Source organism: Plantactinospora solaniradicis (assembly GCF_042658085.1).
Taxonomy (GTDB): domain Bacteria; phylum Actinomycetota; class Actinomycetes; order Mycobacteriales; family Micromonosporaceae; genus Plantactinospora; species Plantactinospora solaniradicis.
The window spans coordinates 343,062-369,418 of sequence record NZ_JBHSPR010000007.1 but is presented as its reverse complement, the minus strand read 5'-3'; the positions used below and the strand labels follow the sequence as shown (position 1 = coordinate 369,418).

The window sequence follows — 26,357 nt, the reverse complement described above, 5'->3', positions numbered from 1 at the left end:
CGAGGTCGATCGCCGGCCGACCGGTCCGGGCGGCGGCGCCGGTATCCGGCCGCCTTCCTCCGGGGATGGATGGCGGAAATCGTCAGTAGCCTGTCATTGCTGCCAGAGCCGGTGCCCGGAAAAGATGGACGGGTGGACAGCCACCGCGTCGTTTTCGTCATCTTCCCGGGGTTCCAGATCCTCGACCTGACCGGCCCGCACGAGGTGTTCGCGCAGGCCGAACGGCTGGCGCCGGGGTACGAGTTGGAGACGGTGGCCGGGACCGCCGGTCCGGTCCGGGCCAGCGGCGGCCTCGGCATCACCCCCGGCGCCACGATCGAGGAGTGCGCCGGCGGCCGGATCGACACCCTGGTGGTGGTCGGCGGGCCGGGCCGGACGCAGGCCTCCGCCGACCGCCGGCTGATCGACTGGATCGGTGCCGCCGCCACCCGCTCCGGCCGGGTCGCCGCAGTGTGCAGCGGCGCGTTCCTGCTGGCCGAGGCCGGTCTGCTCGACGGCCGGCGGGCGGTCACCCACTGGGGAAGCTGCGCCGAACTGGCCCGGCGGTATCCGGCGGTGACGGTGGAGCCCGACCCCATCTTCGTGCACGACGACGGCGTCTGGACCTCCGCCGGGGTCACCGCGGGGATGGACCTCGCGCTCGCGCTGGTCGAGCAGGACCGGGGGGCCGAGACGTCCCGGGCCATCGCCCGTCGCCTCGTCATGTTCGTGCAGCGCCCCGGCGGGCAGTCCCAGTTCAGTACGCAACTGGCCGCACAGCGTCCGCTGCGTACCCCGCTGCGGCAGATCCAGGTGTGGATCGCCGACCACCTCGCCGAGGACCTGAGCGTGCCGGCCCTCGCCACCCGGGCCGGAATGAGCGAGCGGCACTTCGCCCGGATGTTCACCGCGCAGACCGGGCAGACCCCGGCCGCGTACGTGGAATCCGTCCGGGTCGAGGCTGCCCGACGACTGTTGGAGAGCACCGACGCCCCGGTCGGGGCGATCGCCCGGGGATGCGGCTTCGGCACCGTCGAGACCCTGCACCGCCGGTTCAAACGCACCCTCGGGGTCACCCCCGGCCAGTACCGCCACCACTTCGCCTGACCCTACGGAGCCCCCGATGCGCATCGTCATTCCACTCTTCGACCGGTTCACCGCGCTCGACGCGGTCGGCCCGTACGACGTACTCAAGCTCCTGCCCGGCGCCGAGGTGCTGTTCGCCGCGGCCAGCCTCGGGCCGGTCCGGAACAGCGCCGGCAGCCTCGCCCTCGTCGCCGACGCCACGCTGGCCGAGATCGACTCCTGTGACGTGCTGGTGGTGCCCGGCGGCCCCGGCGTCGACCGGCACGTCGACGGCGGACCGCTGCTGGACTGGATCCGTCGGATCCACGAGGGCACCCGGTGGACGACCTCGGTCTGCACCGGATCGCTGCTGCTGGCTGCCGCCGGACTGTTGCGCGGTCGTACCGCCACCACGCACTGGCGGCGGGCGGACGTCCTGGCCTCGTACGGTGCGACCTACACCCCGCAGCGGGTCGTCGGCGACGGCAAACTGATGACCGCCGCCGGAGTCTCCGCCGGGCTCGACATGGCCCTCACCCTCGCCGCGACCCTCGCCGACCGGACCACCGCCGAGGCGATCCAGCTCGCCATCGAGTACGACCCGCAGCCCCCCTTCGACGCCGGCTCCCCGGCGAAGGCGTCGCGGCAGGTGCGGGACCGGCTGGCGGCGGGACTGCGCTGAGCCGCGGGCCGAGGGTCCGGTTCACCGCCGGGCCGGCTCCTCCGCCGCAACCGCTTCGGGATGCCGACGTCGTCACCTGGTGGTGCCGTCGGCCCCGGGCGGGGGCAGCAGTTGCCGCAGCGCGTTGTCGAGGGCCTGGCGGATCTCCGGCGGAAGGTGCCCGAAGAGTTGCTGCCCCACCTGGCCGGCGATCTGCTGCGCCTCGCTCACCCGCTGCCGGCCCCGCGTGCTCAGATGGACGGCGTGGGCACGACGGTCCCCGGGTACGGGCCGGCGTTCGGCCAGGTCCTGCCGCTCGAGTTCGTCGACGATCCGGCCCAGCGATGACTTGTCGAGGTCGAGCAGGTCGGTGAGTTGACGCTGGGTGAGCGGCCCACGGCCGTCCAGTACGGCCATGGTGGCGAAGTGCCGCTCCTCGATCCCGAGCGGGCGCAGCGCGTCGTTGAGGAGCTTCTGGCAGCGCCGGTGCACCGTGCTGATCAGCATGCCGGTGGCGACGTCCCTGGGCAGGAAGGCCAGCGGGGACGCGTCGGATTCCGATCGTGCGGCGTTCATGCCTGGATCCTAGGGCGCGGGCAAGATACTCTCATGCGAGAAAGTCTCGCCCGGTCCTTCCTGGTGTGATTCGAGGAGACGTGTCCTGTGCGTGAAAGTGCGAGTGTCACCGTCCCGTCCGGCCCGTCAGATCGTCCGGAGGCAGCCCGTTCCCGGCGGGATCTGCCGACCATCCTGCTCGGGGTGCTGGTGCTGGAGCACCTGTACGCGCTGGTCACCCCGCCGTACGAACTGGGCGTCCCGCACGCCTTCCACCTCAGCTTCGGCATCGCGTACGCGTGGCTGGCGCTGGGATCGCGATTCGGGCAGGGCTGGCGCCGGGTGCTGTTGACCGTCCTGCTCGCCATCCAGTTCATCGGGAGGTTCTTCGTCTTCGTCCTGGTCACGGAAACCTGGATCAGGATGAGCCTGGTCCCGGGCGCACTGATCACCCTCGTCCTCGTCGCGCTGCTCTGGCGCCGACCGAAGGTTGTCCCGGCGCCGTAGGCTGACCCCAGCTATAGCGACGGCCGCTGTTGGGCCCCGGTCCATAGGTGGAGAGGATGGCGTCACGCGTGGTACGGAGGCGGTCGTGACCGCGGTGGTACGACCACGCGGTGACGCCGTCCGAAGCGGCGCGAGCCGTAGCGCCGCCGTCGCCCGGGTGATCGAGGATCTCGACCGGGCACGGGAACTGGCGTCCGGCGCGGACCGGCCGGACCTGGTCGGCCGGCTCGACCAGGCGAGGGCGCGGCTGCTGACCGAGGACGTGCCGGTGGCGGTGGTGGGGGAGTTCAAACAGGGCAAGAGCACGCTGATCAACGCCCTGCTCCGGACCGACGTCTGTCCGGTCGACTCGGACATCGTCACGGCGGTACCGACGATAGTGCGGTACGGCGTGCCACCCTCGGTCGTCGCCGTCCCCGAACCGACCGACGGCACGTCGGACCCCCAGCGGATCGAGGTGCCGTTCGACCGGCTGCGGGACTACGTGACCGAGGCCGGTCAGGATGCCGTACGGCTCCGCTCCGTCGAGGTCCGGCTGGACCGGTTGCTGCTCCGTCGTGGACTCTCCTTCATCGACACACCCGGGGTGGGCGGCCTGGAATCGGCACAGGGCAACCTCACCCTCGGTGCGCTGCCGCTCGCCCGTGCCGCGCTGTTCGTTACCGACGCCGGGGCGGAACTCACCGCGCCGGAGCTGAGCTTCCTCACCCGTACGGTCGAACGCTGCCCCCGGGTCGTCTGCGTCGTCACCAAGACCGACCTGCACGCGCAGTGGCGCCGCATCGTCGCACTCAACCAGGAACATCTCGCCCGGGCCGGGCTGACGTTGCCCGTGCTGCCGGTCTCGTCCTTCCTGCGACTGCGGGCAGCGGCCCGGAACAACGCGGCACTCAACACCGAGTCCGGCTTCCTGCCCCTGCTCGACCTGCTGCGCCGGGACATCCTCGCCGGCACCGAGGCCGCGACGGTGCGGGCCACCCGAGCGGACATCGCCTTCGTGGTTGCCCAGTTGCGTCACCAGGTCGGTGCGGAGCGGGCAGCCATCCAGCACCCGGAGGACGGGACCGCGCTCGCCGACCGGCTGACCGAGCAGGCCCGCCGGGGCCGACATCTCGCCGGCAGTTCGGCCTCCTGGCAGACCGCGCTCGGCGACGGCATCCAGGACCTCGGCACCGATGTGGACCACGACCTGCGGGAACGACTGCGCGGCATGCTGCGCCGGGGCGAGGAACTGCTGGACACCGAGGACCCGAAGGACAACTGGCGGGACTTCGAGGCATGGGCCAGCCGGGAAGCGGCGGCGGCTGCCGTGGACAACCTGTTCACCCTCGTCTCGCGTACCGAGCAACTGGCCCGCGACGTCGCGGAGCGGTTCGACCTGGAGTACGACGGCCTCGATCTCGACCTGCCCGCCCCGGCAGCGGCGTTGGCCAAGGTCGAAGTGGTCGACGTCCGGTTCGAACGGTCGTCCATCCGGCAGTTCCTCGGCGCCTTCACCGCCGCCCGGCTGGCGTACGGCGGCATGTTCATGGCCGGCGCCTTCGGCAGCCTGCTCGGGTTGACGGTAGCCGCCCCGATCGGGGTGGCCGTCGGCATGACCCTCGGCCGCAAACTGGTCCGCGACGAGCGGGAACGGCAGCTCGCGTACCGCCGCCAGCAGGCCAAACAGGAACTGCGCCGGTACGTCGACGAGGTCGGTTTCGTTCTGGGCAAGGACTGCCGGGACGCGATCCGGCGCACCCAACGCTTCCTGCGCGACGAGTTCACCGCCCGCGCCGCGCTCGCCGAGCGCTCCTCGGCGCAGGCCCTGTCGGCCGTCCGGCAGAACGCGGCCCTGCCGGACGACGAGCGGGCCCGGCGGGCGGAGCGGCTGGAGGAGCAGTGGCGCGACCTGGATCGAGCGGCTGAGCGGATCGCCGTGCCCGCAGGCCCGGTGGCGTCCCCGGAGCAGCGCCGGGGAGCGCCGACGTGAGCGGGGAACTGTCGCGGCGGGTCCGGGACCTGCTCGGCCGGGCCCACCGCGAGCTGCCGGATCCGGCGGCGAAGGAGGCGCTCGCCGGTGCGATCGGCCGACTGGACGAGCCACTGCGGGTGGCGATCGCCGGCAAGGTCAAGGCGGGCAAGTCGACGTTGCTCAACGCGATGGTCGGCGAGGAGTTGGCGCCGACCGACGCGGGTGAGTGCACCCGCGTCGTCACCTGGTACCGCGACGGCCCGTCGTACCGGGTGCTGCTGCACCTCGTCGACGGCCCACCCGAGCAGCGACCGTTCGACCGCGTGTCGGGCGCGATCCAGGTCGACCTCGGACGGCCGGCCGACCAGGTCAGGCAGCTCACCGTCGACGTGCCGAGCCGGCGGCTGCGCGAGCACACCCTGATCGACACCCCGGGAATCGCCTCGCTGTCGACGGAGGTGTCGCTGCGGACGCAGATGTTCCTGGCGGCCGACTCCGACCGGGTGGCCGAGGCCGACGCCGTGGTGTACCTGCTGCGCCACATGCACGGCAGCGACCTGCGCTTCCTGGAGTCGTTCCACGGCGACGAACTGGCCCGGGGCTCGCCGATCAACACGGTGGGCGTACTCTCCCGGGCCGACGAGATCGGCGACTGCCGGCTGGACGCGATGGAGGCGGCCGGCCGGGTCGCGACCCGTTACCAGGCCGACGAGCGGCTGCGCCGGCTGTGCCCGATCGTCGTACCGGTGGCGGGGCTGCTCGGCGCCGCCGCCGCGACGCTGCGCGAGGACGAGTTCCAGTCGCTGGCGACGATCGCCGCCGCCGGATTCGACGACGTACTCGAGCTGTTGCTCACCGCCGACCGGTTCGTCGGCACCACCACCTCGATCCCGGTCGCCGGACCGGCACGCCAGCGACTGCTGGCCCGGCTGGGACTCTTCGGTGTCCGGGTGGGCGTACAGCTCATCCGCGAGGGGACGGTCCGGGACGCCGGTGACCTGGCGCGGGAGTTGTCCGCCCGGAGCGGCCTGGACCGGCTGCGGGAGGTACTGGCGGCGCAGTTCCTCGGCCGGGGCCAGGTCCTGAAGGCGAGATCCGCGCTCGCCTCGCTCGACGCGGCCGTACGGTCGCAGCCGGCCGGTGTCGACACCGCAGCCCTGATCGCGGAGGCCGAGGAGATCCGGGCCGGGTTCCACGAGTTCGTGGAGGTCCGGCTCCTGCACCTGCTCCGGTCCGGCCGGCTACCCGGACGTCCCGACCAGCTCGCCGAGATGGAGCGGCTGCTGGGCGGGGCCGGTGGCGGCGCGGCGGAGCGGCTCGGGTTGACCGCCGACGCCGTGCCCGGACGGTTGGCTGTCGCCGCCGAGGAGGCACTGGGCCGGTGGCAGCGGCTCGCGGAGCATCCGCTCTCGGCCCGGGAGCTGCGTACGGCCGCACGGGCGACCGTACGCAGCTGCGAGGGACTCCTTGCCGGCCTGCGCCAGTCCGGATCGGCCGCCCCGGCCGGCTGACCTCCGGTCGGCCCGTGCGGCGCTGGCCGGTTCACCGGACCGGAGTCGGTTCACCGGACCGGAGGCGGTTCACCAGGCGGGGTGTCCCTCCCGACCGCCGGGAGTCGTCAGCCGGCGCAGGTCCTTCCCGTCCGGCCGGATGGCGTGGATCGTCGGGCTGTTCAACTGGCCCCGGGTGAACGCGATCCACTTGCCGTCCGGCGACCACGTCGGGTCCATGTCCCGCTCATCCCCGGTGGTGACCGCCCGGTTGCCCCGACCGTCACGGTTGATCACCCAGATGTTCGATCGTCCGTCCGCGGATCGGGTGTAGGCGATCCGCTTGCCGTCGGGGGACCAGGCCGGGTCCACCGTACGGGCGGCACCGGAGGTGAGCCGCTGCCACCGCGCCCCCGGCTCCACCGCCGAGACGAGGTAGAGATGCGCCTGACCGTCGCGGGAACTCCACGCCGCGAGCAGGTCGCCGGTCGGGTCCCAGGCCGGGTCGTCCTTGCCGTCGGTGGAGGTGGTCAGCTGGACCGGCCTCGACGACCCGACCGTGATGACGGCGAACTGGGGGATCCGGTTCACTTCGGTGACGAACACCAACCGCCGGCCGTCCGGCGCCCAGGAGACCCGTGACCCCGGTCGGATCCGGTCGATCACCTTCGTCGCACCGGAGCCGTCCGCGTTCATCGTCCACACCTGCCAGCTCGTGCCGGTACGCCGGGTGAACGCGAACCTGGTGCGGTCGGGCGACCACTGCGGCAGGATGTCGTGCCCGGCGACGGCAAGTGGAAGCCGTTCACCGGAGCCGGGCATCATGCGGTAGATCCCGGAGCGGCTCGCCGTCGGCCACTCGCCCCCCTCGTCCCGCCGGAAGAGGATCGGCTGGTCGACCGGGAAGGCGTTCGGGTCGACCGACGGCGACGGCGACGGTGTGGCCGAGCCGGTCGGCTGGCCGCTCGGCGGGCCGGAGCCGGACTGGGCGCCGGAGGGCGGTCCGTCGGACATCGCGAGGACGGCCACCACCGTTCCGGTGCCCGCGACCGCGGCCACGGCGGGAATTCCCAGCAGCAGCGCCCGGCGGCTGACCCGGGGCAGCCCGCTCGGCTTCCGCGCCGGGGCCCACGGCCCGGTCGGCGCCGGCGGGGTCGCGGTGGCACGCCCCTCCCGGTAGGTGATCGGCGCCGTCCCGGTGGGCGGACCCGTCGCCGTCCCCTTCGCCACCGGCACCGAGGCGGTGCCCACCAGCGTCGACGCGTCCGGTGCCGGGACCGGCGGGATGGCGCCGCCGGGCGTGACCGGGGCCGTCGCCGCCGTGCCGGTGGCGCCCGGCGTGGCCTGCGCCGCCGGCACGGTGCTGTGCGGTGTGGTCGGCGTGGTGCTGCGGGGTGTGGTCGGCGCCGGTGGCGCGGTGGCGCTGCCCGCCGCGACCGCCGCCGCCAGGGCAGCGGCCGCCGGTGCCGACGCCCTGCCTTCGGACGGATGGGGGCTGGTCGGCTGGGCCGGGCCGGCGGCCGGGGTGACCCGCCCGGTCGGCGGACCGCCCGGGAAGGACCCGTCGAACGCGGTGGCAGCGGGCCCGGCGACCCGCGCCGCGCCGAGGGCGATGCTGTGCTCGGGATGCGGATCGAGGACGACCGGACGCCCGAACTCGGTGCCGAGCAGCTGCCCCACCAGCGGAATCCGGGACGAGCCGCCGGCGAGCAGTACCGACTTGACCTCGGCCGGGGTGACCTCCGCCGAACGCAACGCCCGACGCATCGCCCCGAGCGTGTCGGAAAGCGCGGGGGCGATCATCGCCTCGAACTCGGAGCGGTTGAGCCGGATCCGGGTGTGCAGGCCGGGCAGCGCGACGGGGATCATCACCTCGGTGTCGAAGGTCAGCCCCTCCTTCGCCTCGACGCAGTCGCGCCGGAGCCGGGCCAGCGCCGTGGTCGTCTCCTCGTCGTCCGGGTCGAGCCCGTCGAGGTGGCTGCCGAGGGTCGCGACGACGTGACCGAACACCGCCTCGTCGAAGTCGATCCCGCCGAGCTGCTCGATCCCCTCCGGCTTGCCGAGCAGGGTGAACCCGGTGGTGGTCTTGCGCAGTACGGCGGCGTCGAAGGTGCCGCCGCCGAGGTCGTACACCGCCACGACCTCGCCCGGCTGGACCCGCTCGCCAGCGGCGTACTGGATGGCGGCGGCCTCCGGTTCCGACCGCAGGCGTACGCCTTCCAGCTCAGCGAGCTGAATCGCCTGCTCGAGGAGCTCCCGCTTGTACGGGCCCCAGTTCGCCGGATGGGTCACGGTCACGTCGTCCGGCGGCCCGTCCTGGAGCCGCCCGACGATCGCGTACACCTCCTTGAGCAGGCGGGCGGTGAGCGCGTGCGCGGAGTACGGTGCGCCGCCGACGAGGATCGGCACCGGGTCGCCCACCCGGCGCTTGAACTCCCGGGCCAACCGGCCCAGGTCGGCGGCGCCGCGACGCTCGGCGGCCTCACCGACCAGCACCTCCCCGTCGGCGCGGATGTAGACCAGGGACGGGATCTCCGGCCGCCGGCCGCCCAACCGGACCACGTCGACCCGGTCACCGACCCGGACAGCCGCCGCCGTATATGTGGTGCCGAGATCGACACCGAGCCCGTAGCCCACTGCCCCCTCCCGTCGTCGGCCTGAGGTGGTACCCACCGTAGGGGGCGTGGTCGAGGATGGACATAGCCGTACGGGCGGCCAGAGGTGCACCACCGGGCGGCAGGACGTCAGGACACGACGTCACACTTCGGCGCGACGGCCCGGTACCGGTCGCAGTAGGCGCGGGTCGCGTCGACGGTGTCGAGGCCGTCCTGCAACAGCACCCACAGCCCGCCCTGACCGTCGGCCACCACGTCCGACGTCGTGCTGTCGACCAGTCGTACCGGCATCCCGGCGGCGGTGAGCCGGGTCAGGGCGGCCTCGGCGGCGGTGCGTCCGCCCTCGCCGTCCTGCTGCGGGAACACGTCGACCAGCGCGTACGGCCGGGTCACCGGGGTGGCCGGTGCGGCGGTGGCGACGGCCTGCTCCGACCCCCGGCCCGGCAGGTCGATCCGTCCGCCGAGCAGTACGGCGGCACCGGCGACCAGCACCAGCAGCACCGTCACCAGCACGGCGGCGGGCCTTCGGCCGAGTCGGGGTGCCGCGCTGTCGTCCTGCTCGACAGTGGCCAGCGCCGGCACCCGGTCCTCGGCGTCGGCGTCGTGGCAGGTCACCGAGAGGACGTACCGGGTCGGCGATCCGACCAACGCCGTCCGGGGTCGGACCTGGAGCCGGGCGGTGGCGCCCTGGCCGCCGGGGATGCTCAGCACCCCCGGTTCGACCTGGACCCGGCCGGCGGGGAACAGTCGCGCGTCGAGCCGCAGCGACAGCGCCGTGTCTGCCTGGTTGACCAGTGACAGGACGTAGGGGACTCCGCCCCGGCGGTCCGCCTCCCGGGACAGGGTGGCGTCCAGCCGTCGCGGCGCGGTCACCGTGACGAGGCCGGTGGCCCGCCCGGCCGGTACGCCCGCACGCAGGTCGTCGGCCTGCACGGTGAACGGCAGCACGGTCGCGGCCGGTGGGACCTCGGCCGGCGGCCGGAGGCCGATGTCGACCGTCGACGTGTCGCCCGGGGCGAGCACCACGGTCGGCTCGTCGATCCGGGCCCAGGCCCCGGCGCGGCTCGCCAGCACGGTCAGCCGTACCGAGACCGGGGCGGCGGAGAGGTTGCGCAGTTCGACGCGTACCCGGGTCTCCGTGCCCGGTACGAGGGCGACGGGGGTCTGCGGGAGGATGATCTCCACGTCCATCGACGTCGTCTTCCTTCGGTCCGGCGCTCAGCCGAGCGGGGTGGTGGGGCCGAGCGGACCGGTCGTCGCGTCGTCCCGGCCGAGCGTGCTCGCGGGCCCACCGTCCTGGTCGAGCGGGCCGGGAGTGGTCAGCGGGGTGACGCGGGCGTCCAGGGCGTTCGCGTGGCTCTGGTACTCCAGGGCGTCGCCGAATCCGTCCGCGTCACTGTCGGCGAGCGCCGGATTCAGGCCGAGCGCCCGCTCCAGCTCGTCGTCGAGCCCGTCGCGGTCCGAGTCGAGCTGGTCGGCGGCGAAGCTGCCGTCCAGGTGGCCGTCGGAGTTGCTGTCCGGTGAGGTGGGATCGAGCCCACGGGCGAGTTCGAAGGCGTCGTTGAGCCGGTCCCCGTCGGTGTCGCCCTGGCGTGGATCGGTCTTGGCGGTGACCATCTCGTAGCTGTCGGAGAGGTTGTCACCGTCGGTGTCGGCGCGCATCGGGTCGAGGCCCATCCGCCGTTCCAGCGCGTCGGTGAGCGCGTCCTGGTCGGTGTCGGCGCCACCGAGTTCCGGTGGTTCGACGATCGCGGGCGCAGCCGCGGGCGCCGGCTCCGGTTCGGGCACTTTCGCGGCGGTGCCGTCGGAGATGCCGGGGACCAGCGCGGCGTAGGTGAACCGGTTGCCGGCGTCGAACTCGCCGACGTCCTTGTTCGGGTTGCGGGCCTCGACCGTCTTTCCGTTGCCGAGACTGATCGCGACGTGGGCGCCCGGGGTACGCCCGTCACCGGCTCGGGGTTCGCGATTGAAGTGGAACAGCAGCGCACCGGGGGTGTTCTTGGCCTGTTCCACCGGAATCAGCAGCCCACGCTGCTTCAGGTGCAGATACTGCGCGGTCGCCCCGTCCGGGATCGTCACCCCCGCCTGGTGTGCCGCCCACTGGGTCAGCTCCGAACAGTCGAACGTGTCCGGGTCGGCATCCTTCAGCTTGGCCTCGGCCCCGAAGACGTACTGGTCGCCGACCTGGTCCCGGGCCACCTCCAGGAACCGGTCGAGGGCGGGGTTTCCGGCCGACGACGCGGAGGTCGACGGCTCCGCCGCCAGGGTCGCCGGTGAGCTGCCCGAACCATCGTCCGTCGACGGTTCGGCGGCCACCCGGTGCTTGTAGCCCCGGGTGCCGGTCCACATCCCGAGTCCCGTTCCGTCGCCGTACGCCACCGCCGCCCGCTCCGCCTCGTCCCGGTAGCGCAGGTACCGGGCGCCGGTGCCACCATGCGTGACGGTCCACGGAGAGACGTCGTTGCCGTGCCGGGACACCTCGTACGCGGCGCGGGCGTTCTGTAGCGGGTCGTAGAGGTCGTACCGCTTCGCCAGCCCCGGGTGGGCCCGCGCGTTGATCTGCCACAGGCCCCGGGAGTCCTCGCCGTAGGGATTGTGCGCCCGGCTGTTGCCGCCCGACTCGGCCAGCGCGACGGCGGTCATCGTCGCCGACTCGTCGGGAGAGAATCCGGCCCGCCGAGCGAAACTGTAGATCTGCTCCGCAGAGTACCTGGGCATGACACGAGGGTAGGACGGTGGCACCAGCCGGCATAGCCCTGACGACAGGGGCCGGGAACCACCGGCCACTGCGGACAGAAATCCGACAGGGCATCCGGACGACAGGCCAATGGTCATGAAGATCGGTTAGGCCGCATCATGGCTGCGCGGAGCGGACCTTTTCCGGGGGTGGTGATGGTGCAGACACAGAGGCCACCGTCGGTGTGGGTCGACAACGGCCATGCCATCGTCCGTCGCGGCATGGTCGCCTGCCTCCAACAGGCCGGGTTCGTGGTCCGGGGGGAGAGCGCAGCGCTGGTGCCGACGCCCACAGTGGACCGTATCGACGTGTTGCTCTTCGAATCGGAGGGGACGGCGTTGCGCCGGGCCGTGCGGCTCGCGGCGGGCCGTCCGACCGGGCTCGTCGCCACCATCCGGGTCGCGACCGAGCAGCAGGTCCGGGAGATCGTCGACGCCGGGGTCGCGGCGGTGCTACCGCATGACACGCTCACCCCGGAATCCCTGGTCGCGAGCGTACGCGCGGTGGTGGCGGGCGCCGTGACCCTGCCCGGTGACCTGCTGGCCCGGCTGCTGACCCACGTCATGCAGACCGCCAACCTCGGGCCGACCGGGCTCAACCCCCGGGAGCGATCCGTGCTGCGGCTGCTCGCCGAGGGCCTGGACACCAGGGGCATCGCCGAGGACCTCTGCTTCTCCGAGCGGACCGTCAAGAACGTCGTGCACGACGTACTCACCAAGTTGAACTGCCGGACCCGCGCGCAGGCGGTCGCCCTCGCGACGCGCGAGGGCGCGATCTAGCCGGATGGCAACCCGGGCCGATCCCGCGACCGTGCTGGCCGACGTCCTGTTGCAGCGCGAGGCACTGGTCTGCCGGCTGGCCGAGGGACGGCCGCCGCGCGACTTCGCCGGCATGTTCGTCGGACCGGACGACCTGGACCGGATCCTGGCCACCCTGCCCGGCCTGGACGGGCCGGCGCCGGAGCTGACCGCCGCGGTCCGCGAACGGACCGAACCGGAGCTGGTACGCGCCCGCGCGGCGTTCCGGGCCGCGCTCGACGGCGACTCCCCGTTCGCCGCGCTGGTCCGGGCGGCCCGGCTGACGCCGCCGGACGCGGAGGTGCTGGCCCTGCTCGACGCGGTCGAGACGAGCCCGGCCCGGCAGCGGCTGGTCGCCTACCTTCAGGACTCGGTGCAACTGCCGCAACTGACCATCGCCACCCTGGTCCGGATCTTCGCGGACCCGGAGCACCCCGCCGAGCGGTGCGTGGCGCCGGAGTCTCCGCTGCGGCGGGCCGAACTTGTCGAGGTCGCCACCACCGGGCCGTGGGCGACCCGGGCCTGCTGGCTGGCTACCCGGGTGGTCTGGCACCTCCGTGGCGATTCGTCGCCCGACGTCGACCTGCCGGCCGGCACCGTCCGCCGCCCCGGCGACCGCGACGGCGTGACCTCCGCGAACGGGGTGCTGCCGGACGGTGCGGCCGGGGACGCCGGTCCGGATCTGCTGCTGGTGCACGGTGGCGACCGGGAGAGCCGGCTGCGGATGGTCGAACGGCGCTGGCCCGGCCGGGGACTGCTGATCTGTGCGATGCCGGCCAGCACCGCCGGGTGGGCGGCGGTGGTCCGCGAGGCGACGCTCGGCAACCTGGTCGTCGTACTCTCCTCGGACGCGCCGCCCGACGCGGCCGGCGCCGACGTGCTGGCCCGGAGCACCCACCTGGCCTGGGTGATCTCGTCCGCCGGGGAACTGCCGCTGGAGTCGCTGCCGGCCCGGCCCTGGCAGGAGCTGCGGGTGGCCAGCGGCGAGGCCGACCCGGAGGACTGGCGGCAGGTGCTCGGCACGGATCCCGATCCGGCCTACCGGCTCAGCCGGGGACAGCTCCGGCTGGTTGCCGCCGCCCGGCGCGACACGGCCGGGCCGCTCGGACCGGCGGTACGGCGGCTGGCCGGCGGATACCTGGAGAAGCTGGCGGTCCGGATCCGCCCCCGCCGCACCTGGGACGACCTGGTGTTGCCCACCGACGACGCGCGGCAGTTGCGCGAGTTGGCCGCCCGGCACCGCCGGCGGGGCGTCGTGTACGGCGACTGGCGCTTCCCGCCGCTGCCGTCGACCGGGATCGTGGCGCTGTTCTCCGGCGCCTCCGGCACCGGCAAGACGCTCGCCGCCGAGGTCGTCGCCGGTGACCTCGGGCTGGACCTGTACAAGGTGGACCTCTCCTCGGTGGTGAGCAAGTACATCGGTGAAACCGAGAAAAACCTGGAACGGATCTTCGTCGCGGCGGGCGCCGGTGACCTGGTGCTCTTCTTCGACGAGGCGGACGCGCTGTTCGGCAAGCGCTCGGAGGTCTCCGACGCCCGCGACCGGTACGCCAACATCGAGGTGGCGTACCTGTTGCAGCGGCTGGAAAGCTACGACGGCCTGGTGGTTCTCGCCACCAACCTGCAACGCAACATCGACCAGGCGTTCCTGCGCCGGATCTCCGTCGCCGTCGACTTCGTCCTGCCCGAGGAGCCGCAGCGGCGGGCGATCTGGGAGCGGTCCTTCCCGTCGACCGCCCCGGTCGCCGACCTCGACCTGGACTTCGTGGCCCGGCAGTTCAAGATCTCCGGCGGGCTGATCCACAATGCCGCCCTCGGCGCCGCGTTCCTCGCCGCCGAGGAGGAGGACGTCATCACGATGCGGCACGTGATCCTCGCGATCAAGCGCGAGTTCCAGAAGCTCGGCCGGCTGCGTACCGAGGCGGAGTTCGAGCGCTACTTCGACCTGGTGAATCGAGACGCCGATGCTGCACCAACTCGATGAGTCGATCGAGACGTTCCTGCGCGCCGCCGTACCGCTGCCGGCCCGGGACGTCGACGTCGCGTTCGAGGCGCCGGACGGTGACTGGGCCGCCCGGGTCTCCCGCCCCACGGTGAACCTCTACCTCTGGGACGTACGCCCCAACCTCGACGAGCGGAACTTCGGCGAGGAACTCGTCGAGGGCGACGACGGCAAGCGGTACCGCCGCGACCCGCTGCCCCGGGTGGACTGCCGCTACCTGGTGACCGCCTGGACATCCGAGGTACGCGACGAGCACTCGTTGCTCGGCTCGGTGCTGGCGGCGCTGCTGCTGTATCCGGTGATCGAGGCCGAACACCTGCGGGGGGTGCTGGCCACCGTACGGCCGGTGCCGTCGCTCAGCCTGCGCAGCGGCGACGGATCGGAGAACTCGGACTTCTGGTCGGCGCTCGGCGGTCAGCTCAAGCCCGGTCTCGACCTGGTCGTCACGGCCACCGTGGACGCCGCCGCGATGACCGCCGTCGGTCCCGAGGTGGCCGGCATCGACGTCCGCGCCGTCCCGGGTCTGCGGCCACCGGTGTAATCGGTAGCGGTCGCACCCCTGCCCGATCCACATGCTCGTCAACCACCTCAGCGGTGGCGTGCCGAGCGGCCGTCCCGGCGGCGTCAGTTCGGCAGATCCGCGTATTCAACCTGGTGCGGTTCGACATCGCCTGCGATGACCTCTACGTTCCCTGCGAACAGGCGGTGGAATTGTGCGACGGCAAACGCGCATGATTCGCACATCACGAAGTTGGTACTCAGGTGAACGGTTCCGTGAACATTGGGGTAGACCTCATCGTTACGTACAGAGTCAGTCGATGGGGCTTCGTCGCGCTTGGCGAACTTCTGCGCCACATATTCGAGGATCTTCAGTTCGGAGTCGGTGTGCCTCGGGATACCTCTCGGCGCTTCGCCTGTTCGCGGTGTACGTCGTGAATCAATTACCAGAGTGCTGAAGAAGATGTTCTTTCCCAGCTCATAGTCTTCCGCCGTCAGGTTCTCGTTGTTCCGCCACAACGGTTGGTTCAGGCCAGTTCCGCTGACGGCGGCCACCGTGCCGCGCTCTCCATTGACCTGGTACCAGGCGGCAGCCACGTTCTTGCCGAAGGGTCTCCCGATCACCCGCCACTGGACTTGGAACACTAGTTCCTTGATTAATTCTGATATCTGGTTCAGCAGAACTTGCAGATGTTGCGGGTTTGGCTGTGGACCGATCATTTCGACCTGGTGGAGGAGGACGGCGATCTGACTGGCCAGCCCCTGGGCTTTCGCCTGCTTCGGCGGGTGGACCACCGACATGATCGTGGCGACGAGTTGGGCGATCGGCTGGGGTGTGCTCGAAACCATCAAGGGTCGGGGCCCGGTGCCATCGGGCAGGTGGATCTTGTGGCCGAAGCCTTCGATGTCGAAGGGTGATTCAACCCCGCCCTGGTTTTCCTGTCCGGCTGTTTTGTCGTCCCCGGCCGAGCCCAGCCCGAGCGCGGCGAGGGCGGCCTGGCCGAGGCGTTTGGCCTGCTCGAAGAGCCAGGTGAGGGCCTGGTCGACCAGCTCACGCAGGCCCTGGATGATCTCGACGACCTTCTCCGGTACGTTGCCGAGCCCGACCTGGTTGGCGAGGAACCCGATCGCCACCGGTACGGCGTTCGCCAGCCCACGTTCGATCTTGGCGGCACCGGGGGCGATGCTGCCGGCGGCGACGGCGGCGAGCGTGGAGACGTAGTCGTTGACGATCTCCAGGATGTCGCGGAGGTACTCGATCGCCGACTGCACCGCGTTGAAGAACGCGATCGCGCTGTTCACCACCGCCATCACGCCGGTCGGGTCGAGCATCGAGAGGAGCTTGGCGGCGGCCTTGTCGATGATCTCGCTGACGATCCAGTCCTTGGCCATGCCGAGCAGGGTGTCCCAGAGGTTGCCGAGCTGGCTCTCAACGTGCTTCCAGAGGGCGGCGACGCCGCCCTCCTGGACGTCCTTGATGAACGTCCAGACCCCGGTGAGGGTGTCGATCGCACCACGGATCTTCCGGACGTTGTCCTCGCCGATCTGCTCGCCGAGCTTCTTCCACAGCAGTTCCGCGGTGATGCCGAGGACCTGCAACACCAGGTCGAGAATGGAACCGAGCGAGTAGTCCGCCGGCTTGGTGATGCCGAGCTGGCCGAGCCCCCGGAACAGCCAGGACGCGAGGCCGTCGAGCAGGTACGTCAGCACGTGGTCGAAGAAGCCGGAGATGCCCGCCTTGAGGGCCTCCAACATGTTGACCAGGAAGCCGACCGGGTCCCGCTGGATGTCGTCGATCGCCTGCATGGCGTTGCTGATGATGCTGCCGAGCAGGTCCGACGGGAAGTTCATCAGCCTGAGGATCAGCTCGATGACGACCTTCATGACCTCGGCGACGAACTCGACGATCCGGGCCAGCGGCTCGCCGAACTTCTCCAGCACCCGGACGAACGCGCCGACCGGGTTGAGCAGGTCCTCCAGGGTCAGCATGTTCCAGACGCCGAGGAAGGTGTTGGTGATCAGGTCGAGCGAGATGCCCAGCCGGGCCATCGCGCCCTCGATCCGGGCCCCCGCCTCGGCGATCACCCCCGCCTCGGCGAGCTGCTGGTACGTCGCCTCGCCGTTCGGCAGCAGCGCGATGAAGCCGCCGATCAGGTTGGCCGCGGTGCGTGGCACCGCCTCGTGGGTGAACGGGTTCTCCCCGAGGATGACGGTGAGCAGCCGGAACCCGGGAAGCTTGTGTGCCTCGCCGCTGAGCCAGCCGAGCAGCGCGTTCTTGATGATCCGCAGTACGGCGGCGACGACGTCGGTGGCGAAGGCGGCGACCCGCTGTACCAGGCCGACGGCGTCCCGGGCCAGCTTGCTCAGGTTCTCCGGCAGGTTCGCGATGTTTGCCGGCTGGATGGCGGCCCAGCCCGCCTCGAACAGCGCGCCGAGTTCGGCGACCAGCGACAGGAACCGGGCGACCTGGGTGTCGATCCAGTCGGCGGTCTGTTGCAGCGTGCCGCGCTCCTGCATCTGCGCGACCGTGTCCTGCTTGCCGATCAGGGTGAGGAAGTCGGTGAGGATCTCGACGGTGGTCGCCTCGACCGGGGTGCCGCGCAGCGGGTCGTAGTGGATGACCTTCTTGGCCAGCGCCCAGACCGGGGTGTCCGCCAGGTACGTCTCGGCCAGCCCGACGGCCGCCTCGCGGATCATCTGGAGCACCGTGTCGACCAGCGACCGGGCGAAGGCCAGCGCGTCGGAGAAGAGCGCGTCGATGTACCGGGCGATGATGGCCTGGTTGGCGTCGAGGCCGTTGAGGACGTCTATCTCGTCCCAGGCCCGGTCGATATCGCCGCTGATCCTCGCCAGGGTCAGGTTGTGCTCGACCAGCCCCCGGTCGACCAGGGCGAAGGCGTCCTGCAGGATCTCCAGCTCGAGCAGCTTGTCGGCGATGTGGTTGCCGAACGGCACCAGCCCGATCACGCCCCGGACCAGGTTCTCCGGCGTCCGCTCCACGGCCCGGTCGGCGATCGGGTCGTAGCCGGCGACGACCGTGAGCATGTCGTAGCCGGGCAGGGAACGGGCGTACGAGCGGGCGGCGTCGGCGATGAAGTCGGGCAGCAGGCCGTCCGACGAGCGGTGGACCCAGTCCCGGTAGACGTTCACCGCCTGCTGCTGTACGACGTGGGTGGCCTCGTGCGCCATCAGCGCCACGTCGCTCGGTGACTCGCCGGGGCCGAGGAAGATGTGGTTGCCGAAGGTGAACGCCCGGGCATGCAGTGAAACAGCAGCGTCCTGTGCCGCCGGGCCGGCGTGTACCTGCACTCCACCGAGCGCCACCCCGAGGTGCGACTCGATCCGCTCGCGCACCTCCGGCGGCAGCGGATCGCCCCCGCCGGGGTCGCGGATCAGCGACTCCAGCGCGGGGGAGACGCCGGTGCCCGGGCCGTCTCCGGAGGCACCGTCCGAGGCAGCGGTCGACACCGGCGCGCGCGCCACCGACAGGGTGCTGGCCGGGGCGTAGCTGCCGGGCCCGGCGGCCACCCGGGCCGCCATCGCGTCGGCCTCGCGCTCCATCGGGTCGCCCGGCTGGCTCACCGAGAGCTTGGCCTGGGCGAACCCGGCGCCGAACCGACTCAGCGCCCCGCCGCCGGCACCGGAGAGCAGCGCCAGGCCGGCACCACCGCCGGCATGTCCGCCGCTGGGTCCGCCGGTGACCAGCCGCCGGATCGCGGCGTTGCCGCCGTACGAGACCGGGACAGGACCTCCGGGTACGCGCCTGGCCTGGACGGTCGCCGTCGCGTGCTGCCGGACCGGCTCGGCGGCCGACATGTCCTCTCGGGTGAACTGCTTCACCCCGAACCGCCCTCCACCGTGGACGCTTGCCGGCCACCGTGCGGGCGGCCCCGGTCCGGTCCAGCATCGACCGGACGACGGGCCGGCGGCAAGCACCCTTTCCCTCGGGTGCACGTTCGGCTGCCCGGCTGCACCTTCCGGCGGAGGCGGGCGGGGCACAGTCTCGTCGGTGTGATCCCCGGGCCGGTGGAGGTGACCATGACGCGCGTGTTGGTGGGCGACTTCGGCGCCCTGCACCGGCTCGGCTTCGAGGAGATCCTCCGCGTCGACGGCATCGAACTGGTGCAGGCCGACGCCGCCGACGTGGTCGGCCGACTCGTCGAGGCGTTGCCCGACGTCGTCGTGCTCGACCTCGACCAGCACGAGACCCCGGAACTCGTCCGGCAGATCGTGCACGACTTCCCGACCGTGAAGGTCGTGGCCTGCTCGTCGGAGCAGCCGATGATGCGCGTCTTCCCGCCGTTGCACTACGGCGAGTCCTACACCAGCGATCTCGACCCCGCGCTGTTGACCAGCGCGATCCAGGCCTGACAGCGAGGAGTGGTACCCGTGGCCGCGTCCTACGGAGCACCGGGCGTCTACATCGAGGAGCAGCCCAGCGGCTCGATGCCGATCGAGGGGGTCGGCACCGCCGTCGCGGCGTTCGTCGGCTTCACCGAGCGGTACGACGTCGACCAGGGCGACCCGACCGACCCGGACGGGGTGAAGCCGCAGCTCGTCACGAGTTGGCCCCAGTACGAACGGATCTACGGCGGATTCGTCGCCGGGGCGATGCTTCCGCACGCCGTCCGTGGCTACTTCGACAACGGCGGCAGCGCCTGCTACATCGTCCGGATTCCCGGTGGCAACGGTGCGGCGAACGGCCACGGCCGGCTGACCCTGCCGACGGCGAACCGGCCCGAGGTGGGCAGCCTGGACGTCTCGGTGCTGCGCCCCGGTTCGCGGATCGAGGTGGAGGTGGTGCCGCCGGGCGGTGCCGGGTCGGACGCTGGCGCGGCGGACGGCGGTCAGGACTACACCCTGCGGGTGTACGAGGACGGCGCGCTGCGCGAGGAGATCGACGGCCTCCAGTTCACCGCCAAGACGCCGCGCGCCCTGGAGCGGACGGTCAACGACCGGTCGGAGTACATCCGGGTGGAGATGAAGCCGGCCCAGGGTGTCCCGCTGGCGGAGCGGGTGCCGGCGGCCGGCCGGTACCCGGTGGAGACTCCCGCCCCGGTGACGACCGACGTGACCCCGGCCGACCTGGAGGGCTCGGTCGCCGAGCGGACCGGTTACCAGGGCCTGGCGATCGCCGACAACGTCACGATCGTCGCGATCCCGGATCTGGTCACCGTCGCGACCGGCGAGGACGGCAGCGTCGACGAGGAGACCTACCTCGCCGTACAGAAGCAGCTCGTCGACTGGTGCGAGACGAGTCGTACCCGGATGGCGGTGCTGGACCCGCCTCCCGGGCTGAACGCGACACGGGTGCTGGAGTGGCGGTCCCGGCTGGGCCGCGACTCGGCCTTCGCGGCGCTGTACTACCCGAACGTGGTGGTGACCAACCCGCTGGCCCGACCGGGCGCGACCAACGGCGAGCGGTTCCTCACCGTGCCGGCCGCCGGTCACGTCGCCGGTGTCTGGGCCCGGACGGACGGTGCGCGCGGGGTGTGGAAGGCACCGGCCAACGAGACGGTACGCGGCATCGTCCGGTTGGAGACCGAGGTGACCACGGGCGAGCAGGACCTGCTCAACCCCGAGGGGATCAACTGCATCCGGTCCTTCGGCAGCTACGGCACGAAGATCTGGGGTGCCCGCACCCTCGCCAAGACCGATCCGAGCTGGCGGTACATCAACGTCCGCCGGTTGTTCAACTACGTCGAGGAGTCGATTCGCCGGGGTACCCAGTGGGCGGTCTTCGAGCCGAACGACCGCGACCTGTGGGAGCGGGTGAAGCGCAACATCTCGTCGTTCCTGCGGGGACTGTGGATGCAGGGCGCGCTCGTCGGCACCACAGCCGACCAGGCGTTCTTCGTCCTCTGCGACGAGAGCAACAATCCGGCGTCCTCGACCGACGAGGGCAAGCTCATCGTCGAGATCGGCATCGCACCGGTGAAGCCGGCCGAGTTCGTGATCTTCCGCGTCAGCCAGTGGCAGGGCGGCGGCGCGACCAGCGAGTGATGGGAGGAGTCGAGGATGCCGGACCTTATGACGACCTTCAGCTTCGTGCTGGAGATCGACGGCGTGGAGATGGCCAGCTTCCGCAAGTGCTCGGGAGTCGAATCGGAGACCGAGACGATCGAGTACAAGGAGGCCACCAAGGAGGGAAGGATGATCATCCGCAAGGTCCCCGGCGCGATGAAGTGGAGCGACATCACGCTGGAGCGACGCATCGACGAGTCGAAGGCGCTGTGGGAGTGGCGCAAGCTCGTCGAGGAGGGTGACATCGACGCGGCCCGGCGGGACGGCTCCATCGTCATCAAGAACTCGAAGAAGACCGAGGTGGCGCGCTGGAACTTCGAGCGCGGCTGGGTCTCCAAGTGGACCGGTGCCGAGTTGGACGCCGGCGGCAGTGAGATCGCCACCGAGAAGGTCACCATCACGCACGAAGGGCTGCGCCGGGCATGAGCCTGCGCACGGAGTACCCGTTCACCCTGCCGAAGGGGTTCGTCGACGAGCACGGCAGGCTGCACCGCACCGGCACGATGCGGCTCGCCTGCGCCCGGGACGAGATCGAACCGCTGCGCGACCCACGGGTGAAGGAGAACGACGCGTACGCCACCGTCATCGTCCTGGCCCGGGTGGTCACCGAACTCGGCGAGGTCCCCCGGGTGAGCACGAAGACGATCGAGTCGTTGTTCGTCAGCGACTTCAGCTATCTCCAGGACCTCTACCGGATCATCAACTTCCAGGATCCGAGCATCCTCGAGGCGATGGAGCCGGGCACCCCTTTCCCCTCGGCGTCGGTGGAGGTGGGCTAGGGCACTACGCGCAGGACGAGTTGTGGCAGGAGATCGCCTACCTCGCGTATCACCTGCACTGGGACCTGGATCGCCTGCTGGACCTGGAGCACGGTGACCGGATCCGGTTGATGCAGGAGGTGGGCGGCTTGAACGAGCGTGCGTGGCAAGGAGTGCAAGGTGGCTAAGGCGCACACCGCCGACCCGCCCTTCGTCGGCAGGTTCGTGTTCACCGTCGACGGCATCACGATCGGTGCCTTCACCGAGGTGTCCGGCCTGTCCGTACAGCTCGAGGTCGAGGAGTTCGCCGAGGGCGGGCAGAACGCGTACACGCACCGGCTGCTCGGCCGGATGAAGTGGCCCAACCTGGTGCTCAAGCGGGGAATCACCGACAGCGACGCGCTCTTCGCCTGGCTCGCCGAATGCTCCGGGGAGGGACTGACCCGCAAGGGCAACAAGGTGGTGCCGCGCGACGGCGAGGTCAGCGTCGTCGACGGCAAGGGCAGTCCGGTACGCCGGTGGCACTTCACCGGCGCCAAGCCGGTCAAGTGGAGCGGGCCACGGTTCGCCGCCTCCTCCCGGGAACTCGCGGTGGAGGAACTGGAGGTGTGTCATCTTGGCTTCCGTACCAAGCCCTGATCCGCCGCATCGGCGTACCCTCCGTACCCGGGCCGGTCTTGCGCTCGGCCGCTGGCTGCGCCGTACCCCCCTGCTCCGCCGCGCCCCGTCCGAGACGGTCGCCCCGGCCCTGGTCGGCTCGCTGTCGATCCGGCCCCCCTGGGCGCTGCTCACCCGGCTGCGCCTGTGGCGTCGGCGACCGGGTCGACCCGCCGAGACGACGACCGGCCCGTACCCGCCGGAGCTTCCCGGCGTTCCCGGCCCCGGCGCACTGGCGCGCGTCGCCCGTGCGCACCGCCCCGACCCGCTGCGCCTGCACCGGAACCGTCGCCCGCCGATCGGCCACCGGCCCGGCCCGAACCGGCCGGAGCCGCTAATCGTGCGGGCCGACCTCGACCTGCCGGTGGCGCCGGTGCTCCGTACCCCGGTCGGCGTCGGATCGCCGGAGCCGCCGGCACCCGGGTCCGCCGACGGCCCGGTGGGTCCGGTCCGGCATCGGCCGGTGCCGGCGCCCGGGCCCACCCCGGCGTCTCCGCGTCCTCCCCTCGGCCGGCAACCGGTCGCGGCACACGGGCCGGGCGTCGCGCCGGGCAGCATGCTCGCGGCTGCCTTCCGCCGCGATGCTCTTCCTCGGACGGCGGCCGATGGCGTGGCCCACCGGTCATCGCCCGGCGGTGCGGCCCACCGGTCACCGGCCGGCGTTCCCGGCCCTGGCCGGCTCGCCGGCATCGCGGCCGGCCAGGCGGCCGCGCTGGTCACCCGGCCGCCGGCCGGTCCGTCGGTACGGCCCCCGTACTCCGCCAGTGAACTGCCGGTGCTCGGTGCCGGAGTGGCCGCGCCGGGCACCATGCCCGACCCGACCGGGGCCGTCCAGGTCACCGCCCCGCCCCGCCCCGCCTTCGCGTCCGCCCCGCCCGGCACGGTCACCCGGGCCGCCGTCGGTGCCGGCAGCACCGGCGGTGGCACGCCCCGGCAGCGGTGGGAGAGTGCGGTCGCCGCGCATCCGCTGGAGGCGCCCCGCCCACTGCCGTCCGCCCTGCACGCCCTCGCCCGGTCGATCACCGGACGGTCCGGCACGCCCCGCTTCACGACCGGCCCCGCCACCCGGCACGCCCTGGCCGCCGCCGGTGCGCTCGGCGCGACCACCGGCTCCGTCGTCCACCTGGCCGCCGTGCCGACGGGCAGGGCCGCGGCCGCGGTGTTGGCGCACGAACTCGCGCACACCCGCCAGCCGGTGCGCCGGCCACGGTTCCTCCTCGCCGGCGGTGCCGGCCTGCTCGACGACGACGAACGGCAGGCGGTCGCGACCGGCCGGGACCTGCTCGCCGGAAACCTCCCCGACGCCGCCGGGGACACCATCGCGGCCGGGATCGTCGACCGGCTGCCGGTCGGTGGTGGCCTCGGCGCCGTACGGGAACTCGTCACCCAGACCACGCACGCGGTGATCGAGGCGATGCCCCAGCTTCCGGGTGCCGTACCCGGGATGGACGCGGGACCGGCCGGGGCGTACGCCGGCCTGCCGACGGTATCCGGGCCGCTCGGCCCGGGTGCGGAAGGTCCGGTGCCGGGCGACCCGGCTCGGCCGGACGGTAACGGCGGGTCGACCGGCGGCTCGACGCCCGCCGGAGGTGGTACGCCGGCCGGTGCCGCCGCGGGGGGCACGCCGTCGCCCGACACCCCGCTGGATCCGGATCGGGTGGTGGAGATCGTCGAGGAGCGGCTGCTGCGGGAGATCGAGCGCCGTGGCGGACGCTGGGCGGGGGTGTTCTAGGTGGCGGGGCCGGAGAAGGCGTACCTGCGCAGCGAGAGCGGTGTCGAGATCAGGTGTCTGTTCAATCCCGCCGAGCTGACCATCGCCAAGGCGAACAGCTGGAAGCCCTCGGAGGCCAAGGGCCGGAACGCGCCCGAGATGCGGTTCCAGGGCGGCCAGTCCGGCACCCTGTCGCTCAACCTGATGCTGGACACCACCGACACCGGCACCGACGTCGCCGTGCACACCAACGCCCTGCTCGACCTGATGAAGGTCGACGAGAACCTGGCCGGTTCCGATCCGCAGACCAACAGCGCCCGGCCGCCGTGGGTGAAGTTCCACTGGGGCAAGCTGCACTCGTTCAAGGCGATCGTCGAGCGGATGCAGGTGAAGTTCACCTACTTCGCCAGTGACGGGATGCCATTGCGGGCAAAGGCCGAACTGCTCCTGCGGCAGTACCACGACGAGGAGATCCGGCCGCTCCAGAACCCGACCTCGCACACGCCGACCCTGCACAGCGTCCACCGGGTGGTGCGGGGCGAGACCCTGGACCGGATCGCCGCGTCGCACTACGCGGATCCGAGCCGGTGGCGGCTCATCGCCGAGGCCAACGGCGTCGTCGACCCGCTCGCCGTACCGGCCGGGTCGCTGCTGGTGATCCCCGAGCTGCCGGTGCGGCGCCGTGGCTGACCAGGGGCGGCGACTGGACGGGGTGGTGCTGACCATCGACGGGCGGCCCCTCGCCACCGACCTGTACGGGCGACTGACCCTGGCCCGGGTCGAGGAGTCGGTGCATCTCCCCGACTACTTCGCCCTGCACTTCGACGACCCCCACTTCGAACTGTTCGATCGGGGCACGTTCACCCTCGGCACCCGCGTCGAGATCGCGTTCCGGGCCGAGGGCGACCCGGTGGTGGTCACCACCGGAGAGGTGACGGCGGTCGCCGTGCAGCCGGGTGTCACCGGCCGCCACGAGCTGGTCCTCAGCGGTCTCGACCTGACCCACCGGCTGGCCCGGGGCCCGAAATCGCGCAGCTTCCAACGGGTCACCGACGCCGACATCGCCACCCGGATCGCCGGGGAGTACGGCCTGGAACCGAACGTGGACGGCACGGGTGAGGTACTCGAGCACGTGCTCCAGGCCGGCGAGAGCGACTACGCGTTCCTGCGCCGCCGGGCCGCGCGAATCGGATTCGACTTCTGGATCAGCGACCGGACCTTCCACTTCAAGCGCGGACCGCGCGGCAGCGGCACGCCGCCGGTGCTGCGCTGGGGCGGCAACCTGCACAGCTTCACCGTGCGGTTCGCCTCCGCCGAGCACTGCGACGAGGTGGAGGTCCGGGGCTGGGATCCGCTGGCGAAGCAGGCGGTGATCGGCCGGGCCAGCGAGGGTGATCCGGGTACCGACGCACCGGCCGCCACCGAGCTGACGGCGGCGGCGCGGCGCAGCTTCGGTCGGGTGACCCGTTCGGCGGGCCAGTTCCCGGTCGCCGACCAGGCCGAGGCGGCCGCGCTGGCGCGGTCGTTCCTGTTGCGTACCTCGGCCGGCGGGGTGGTGCTGCGGGGTGAGGCGGCGGGGGACCCGTTGCTGGGCGCGGGGGCCGAGGTCCGGGTCGAGCAGGTCGGGCAGCGCCTCGCCGGCCGCTACCGGGTCACCAGCGTCGAGCACAGTTACGGCGCCAACCGTCCCTATCGGACCCGGTTCGTCTGCGGCGGCAAGGACGCGGCGGCACTGGCCGACCTCGCCGGTGGTACCGGCTCCGCCGACGGGTCGGCCCGTGGCTGGGGTGGCCTGGTCACCGGCATCGTCACCAACAACGACGATCCCGAGCGGCTCGGACGGGTCAAGGTCACCTTCCCCACCCTCTCCGCCGACGACGAGAGCACCTGGGCCCGGGTCGCCGCGCCCGGTGCCGGGCCGGGGCGGGGGCTGCAATGGCTGCCCGAGGTCGACGACGAGGTCCTGGTCGGGTTCGAGTTCGGCGACCTGGCCCGGCCGGTCGTGCTCGGTGGGGTGTGGAGTCGGCAGGACCAGCCGCCGCAGCCGGACGTCGTCAGTGGGGGAGTGGTCGCGGCCCGGGTGCTGGCCAGCCGCGCCGACTCGCGGTTGACGTTGACCGACGATCCCACCCCGGCGGTCGAGCTGACCCTGGCCGGCGGCAGTTGCGCACTGCATCTCGAACAGGCCGAGTCCAGCCTCACCGGTGACCAGAAGCTCGTCGTCTCCGCGACCCAGGTGGAGATCCGGGCCACCCAGAAGTTGCAGCTCAGCGGGGCACAGGTGGAGATCAACGCCAGCGGCCCGCTGGTGCTGTCGGGCAAGCCGATCAAGCTGAACTAGGGGAGG

At 72.0% G+C, this 26,357-nt stretch carries 21 protein-coding genes and 1 pseudogene; 17 read left to right on the top strand and 5 right to left on the bottom strand.

Features of this window, described 5'->3' with window-relative positions:
* Window positions 1-132 precede the first annotated feature (132 nt).
* Both ACFP2T_RS07705 and ACFP2T_RS07700 read left to right on the top strand, forming a co-directional pair.
* Window positions 133-1,086: a GlxA family transcriptional regulator gene (locus tag ACFP2T_RS07705; protein WP_377419123.1), complete on the top strand. Its 954-nt coding sequence runs from the start codon at window positions 133-135 to the stop codon at window positions 1,084-1,086.
* A 16-nt stretch (window positions 1,087-1,102) separates the two neighbouring features.
* Window positions 1,103-1,726, top strand: coding sequence for a DJ-1/PfpI family protein (locus tag ACFP2T_RS07700; protein WP_377419120.1), 624 nt, complete (start codon window positions 1,103-1,105; stop codon window positions 1,724-1,726).
* A 72-nt stretch (window positions 1,727-1,798) separates the two neighbouring features.
* On the opposite strand, the gene ACFP2T_RS07695 is transcribed toward ACFP2T_RS07700, so the two are convergent.
* Window positions 1,799-2,281, bottom strand: a complete 483-nt coding sequence (locus tag ACFP2T_RS07695; RefSeq protein WP_377419117.1) for a MarR family winged helix-turn-helix transcriptional regulator — start codon at window positions 2,279-2,281, stop codon at window positions 1,799-1,801.
* Between the two features lie 87 nt (window positions 2,282-2,368).
* Between ACFP2T_RS07695 and ACFP2T_RS07690 the strand changes: the two genes are divergently transcribed.
* The 3 genes from ACFP2T_RS07690 (at window position 2,369) to ACFP2T_RS07680 (ending at window position 6,232) form a co-directional block, all read left to right on the top strand.
* Window positions 2,369-2,767: a hypothetical protein gene (locus tag ACFP2T_RS07690; RefSeq protein WP_377419114.1), complete on the top strand. Its 399-nt coding sequence runs from the start codon at window positions 2,369-2,371 to the stop codon at window positions 2,765-2,767.
* An 85-nt stretch (window positions 2,768-2,852) separates the two neighbouring features.
* Window positions 2,853-4,739 carry a dynamin family protein gene (locus tag ACFP2T_RS07685; RefSeq protein ID WP_377419111.1) on the top strand — a complete coding sequence of 629 codons (1,887 nt, stop codon included), beginning with the start codon at window positions 2,853-2,855 and terminating at the stop codon, window positions 4,737-4,739.
* Window positions 4,736-6,232 carry a dynamin family protein gene (locus ACFP2T_RS07680; protein WP_377419108.1) on the top strand — a complete coding sequence of 499 codons (1,497 nt, stop codon included), beginning with the start codon at window positions 4,736-4,738 and terminating at the stop codon, window positions 6,230-6,232. The genes ACFP2T_RS07685 and ACFP2T_RS07680 overlap by 4 nt, the downstream gene beginning before the upstream one ends.
* A gap of 69 nt (window positions 6,233-6,301) precedes the next feature.
* Here ACFP2T_RS07680 and ACFP2T_RS07675 read toward each other — a convergent pair whose 3' ends face one another.
* The 3 genes from ACFP2T_RS07675 to ACFP2T_RS07665 all read right to left on the bottom strand — a co-directional run bounded on the left by ACFP2T_RS07675 (window position 6,302) and on the right by ACFP2T_RS07665 (window position 11,544).
* The gene (locus ACFP2T_RS07675) at window positions 6,302-8,848 is read right to left on the bottom strand and encodes an Hsp70 family protein (RefSeq protein ID WP_377419105.1); all 2,547 of its coding nucleotides are present in this window, start codon (window positions 8,846-8,848) and stop codon (window positions 6,302-6,304) included.
* Between the two features lie 107 nt (window positions 8,849-8,955).
* Window positions 8,956-10,017, bottom strand: coding sequence for a COG1470 family protein (locus ACFP2T_RS07670; protein ID WP_377419102.1), 1,062 nt, complete (start codon window positions 10,015-10,017; stop codon window positions 8,956-8,958).
* A 27-nt stretch (window positions 10,018-10,044) separates the two neighbouring features.
* Window positions 10,045-11,544 (bottom strand): NlpC/P60 family protein, encoded by a 1,500-nt coding sequence (locus ACFP2T_RS07665; protein ID WP_377419099.1) that lies wholly within the window; start codon window positions 11,542-11,544, stop codon window positions 10,045-10,047.
* Window positions 11,545-11,718: 174 nt separating this feature from the next.
* Between ACFP2T_RS07665 and ACFP2T_RS07660 the strand changes: the two genes are divergently transcribed.
* From ACFP2T_RS07660 to ACFP2T_RS07650, 3 genes are read left to right on the top strand one after another with little or no spacing between them, the layout of a single operon-like run.
* Window positions 11,719-12,342 carry a response regulator transcription factor gene (locus ACFP2T_RS07660; protein WP_377419096.1) on the top strand — a complete coding sequence of 208 codons (624 nt, stop codon included), beginning with the start codon at window positions 11,719-11,721 and terminating at the stop codon, window positions 12,340-12,342.
* 4 nt (window positions 12,343-12,346) lie between these two features.
* On the top strand, window positions 12,347-14,344 hold the full coding sequence (locus ACFP2T_RS07655) for an ATP-binding protein (RefSeq protein WP_377419093.1): 1,998 nt from the start codon (window positions 12,347-12,349) through the stop codon (window positions 14,342-14,344).
* Window positions 14,325-14,903: a Pvc16 family protein gene (locus tag ACFP2T_RS07650; RefSeq protein WP_377419090.1), complete on the top strand. Its 579-nt coding sequence runs from the start codon at window positions 14,325-14,327 to the stop codon at window positions 14,901-14,903. Before ACFP2T_RS07655 ends, ACFP2T_RS07650 begins: the two co-directional genes overlap by 20 nt.
* 83 nt (window positions 14,904-14,986) lie before the next feature.
* Here ACFP2T_RS07650 and ACFP2T_RS07645 read toward each other — a convergent pair whose 3' ends face one another.
* Window positions 14,987-18,700: an eCIS core domain-containing protein gene (locus ACFP2T_RS07645; RefSeq protein ID WP_377419087.1), complete on the bottom strand. Its 3,714-nt coding sequence runs from the start codon at window positions 18,698-18,700 to the stop codon at window positions 14,987-14,989.
* Between the two features lie 198 nt (window positions 18,701-18,898).
* On the opposite strand from ACFP2T_RS07645, the gene ACFP2T_RS07640 reads away from it, so the two are divergent.
* From ACFP2T_RS07640 to ACFP2T_RS07600, 9 genes and pseudogenes are all read left to right on the top strand, one after another.
* Window positions 18,899-19,231, top strand: coding sequence for a response regulator (locus ACFP2T_RS07640; protein WP_377419084.1), 333 nt, complete (start codon window positions 18,899-18,901; stop codon window positions 19,229-19,231).
* An 18-nt stretch (window positions 19,232-19,249) separates the two neighbouring features.
* A complete protein-coding gene (locus ACFP2T_RS07635; RefSeq protein ID WP_377419082.1) occupies window positions 19,250-20,863 on the top strand; it encodes a phage tail sheath family protein in 1,614 nt (537 codons plus the stop codon).
* A gap of 15 nt (window positions 20,864-20,878) precedes the next feature.
* Complete coding sequence (locus ACFP2T_RS07630) at window positions 20,879-21,310, top strand: phage tail protein (RefSeq protein ID WP_377419079.1); 432 nt, start codon at window positions 20,879-20,881, stop codon at window positions 21,308-21,310.
* The gene (locus ACFP2T_RS07625; protein WP_377419077.1) at window positions 21,307-21,663 is read left to right on the top strand and encodes a hypothetical protein; all 357 of its coding nucleotides are present in this window, start codon (window positions 21,307-21,309) and stop codon (window positions 21,661-21,663) included. Before ACFP2T_RS07630 ends, ACFP2T_RS07625 begins: the two co-directional genes overlap by 4 nt.
* Window positions 21,664-21,680: 17 nt before the next feature.
* Window positions 21,681-21,830: pseudogene (locus ACFP2T_RS07620) on the top strand (DUF6760 family protein); the annotation flags it as partial.
* A complete protein-coding gene (locus tag ACFP2T_RS07615; RefSeq protein ID WP_377419074.1) occupies window positions 21,823-22,281 on the top strand; it encodes a phage tail protein in 459 nt (152 codons plus the stop codon). The pseudogene ACFP2T_RS07620 and the gene ACFP2T_RS07615, both read left to right, overlap by 8 nt.
* Window positions 22,259-24,031 (top strand): eCIS core domain-containing protein, encoded by a 1,773-nt coding sequence (locus tag ACFP2T_RS07610; RefSeq protein ID WP_377419071.1) that lies wholly within the window; start codon window positions 22,259-22,261, stop codon window positions 24,029-24,031. Before ACFP2T_RS07615 ends, ACFP2T_RS07610 begins: the two co-directional genes overlap by 23 nt.
* The gene (locus ACFP2T_RS07605; RefSeq protein ID WP_377419068.1) at window positions 24,032-24,700 is read left to right on the top strand and encodes a CIS tube protein; all 669 of its coding nucleotides are present in this window, start codon (window positions 24,032-24,034) and stop codon (window positions 24,698-24,700) included.
* Complete coding sequence (locus ACFP2T_RS07600) at window positions 24,693-26,351, top strand: VgrG-related protein (RefSeq protein WP_377419065.1); 1,659 nt, start codon at window positions 24,693-24,695, stop codon at window positions 26,349-26,351. Before ACFP2T_RS07605 ends, ACFP2T_RS07600 begins: the two co-directional genes overlap by 8 nt.
* Window positions 26,352-26,357 lie beyond the last annotated feature (6 nt).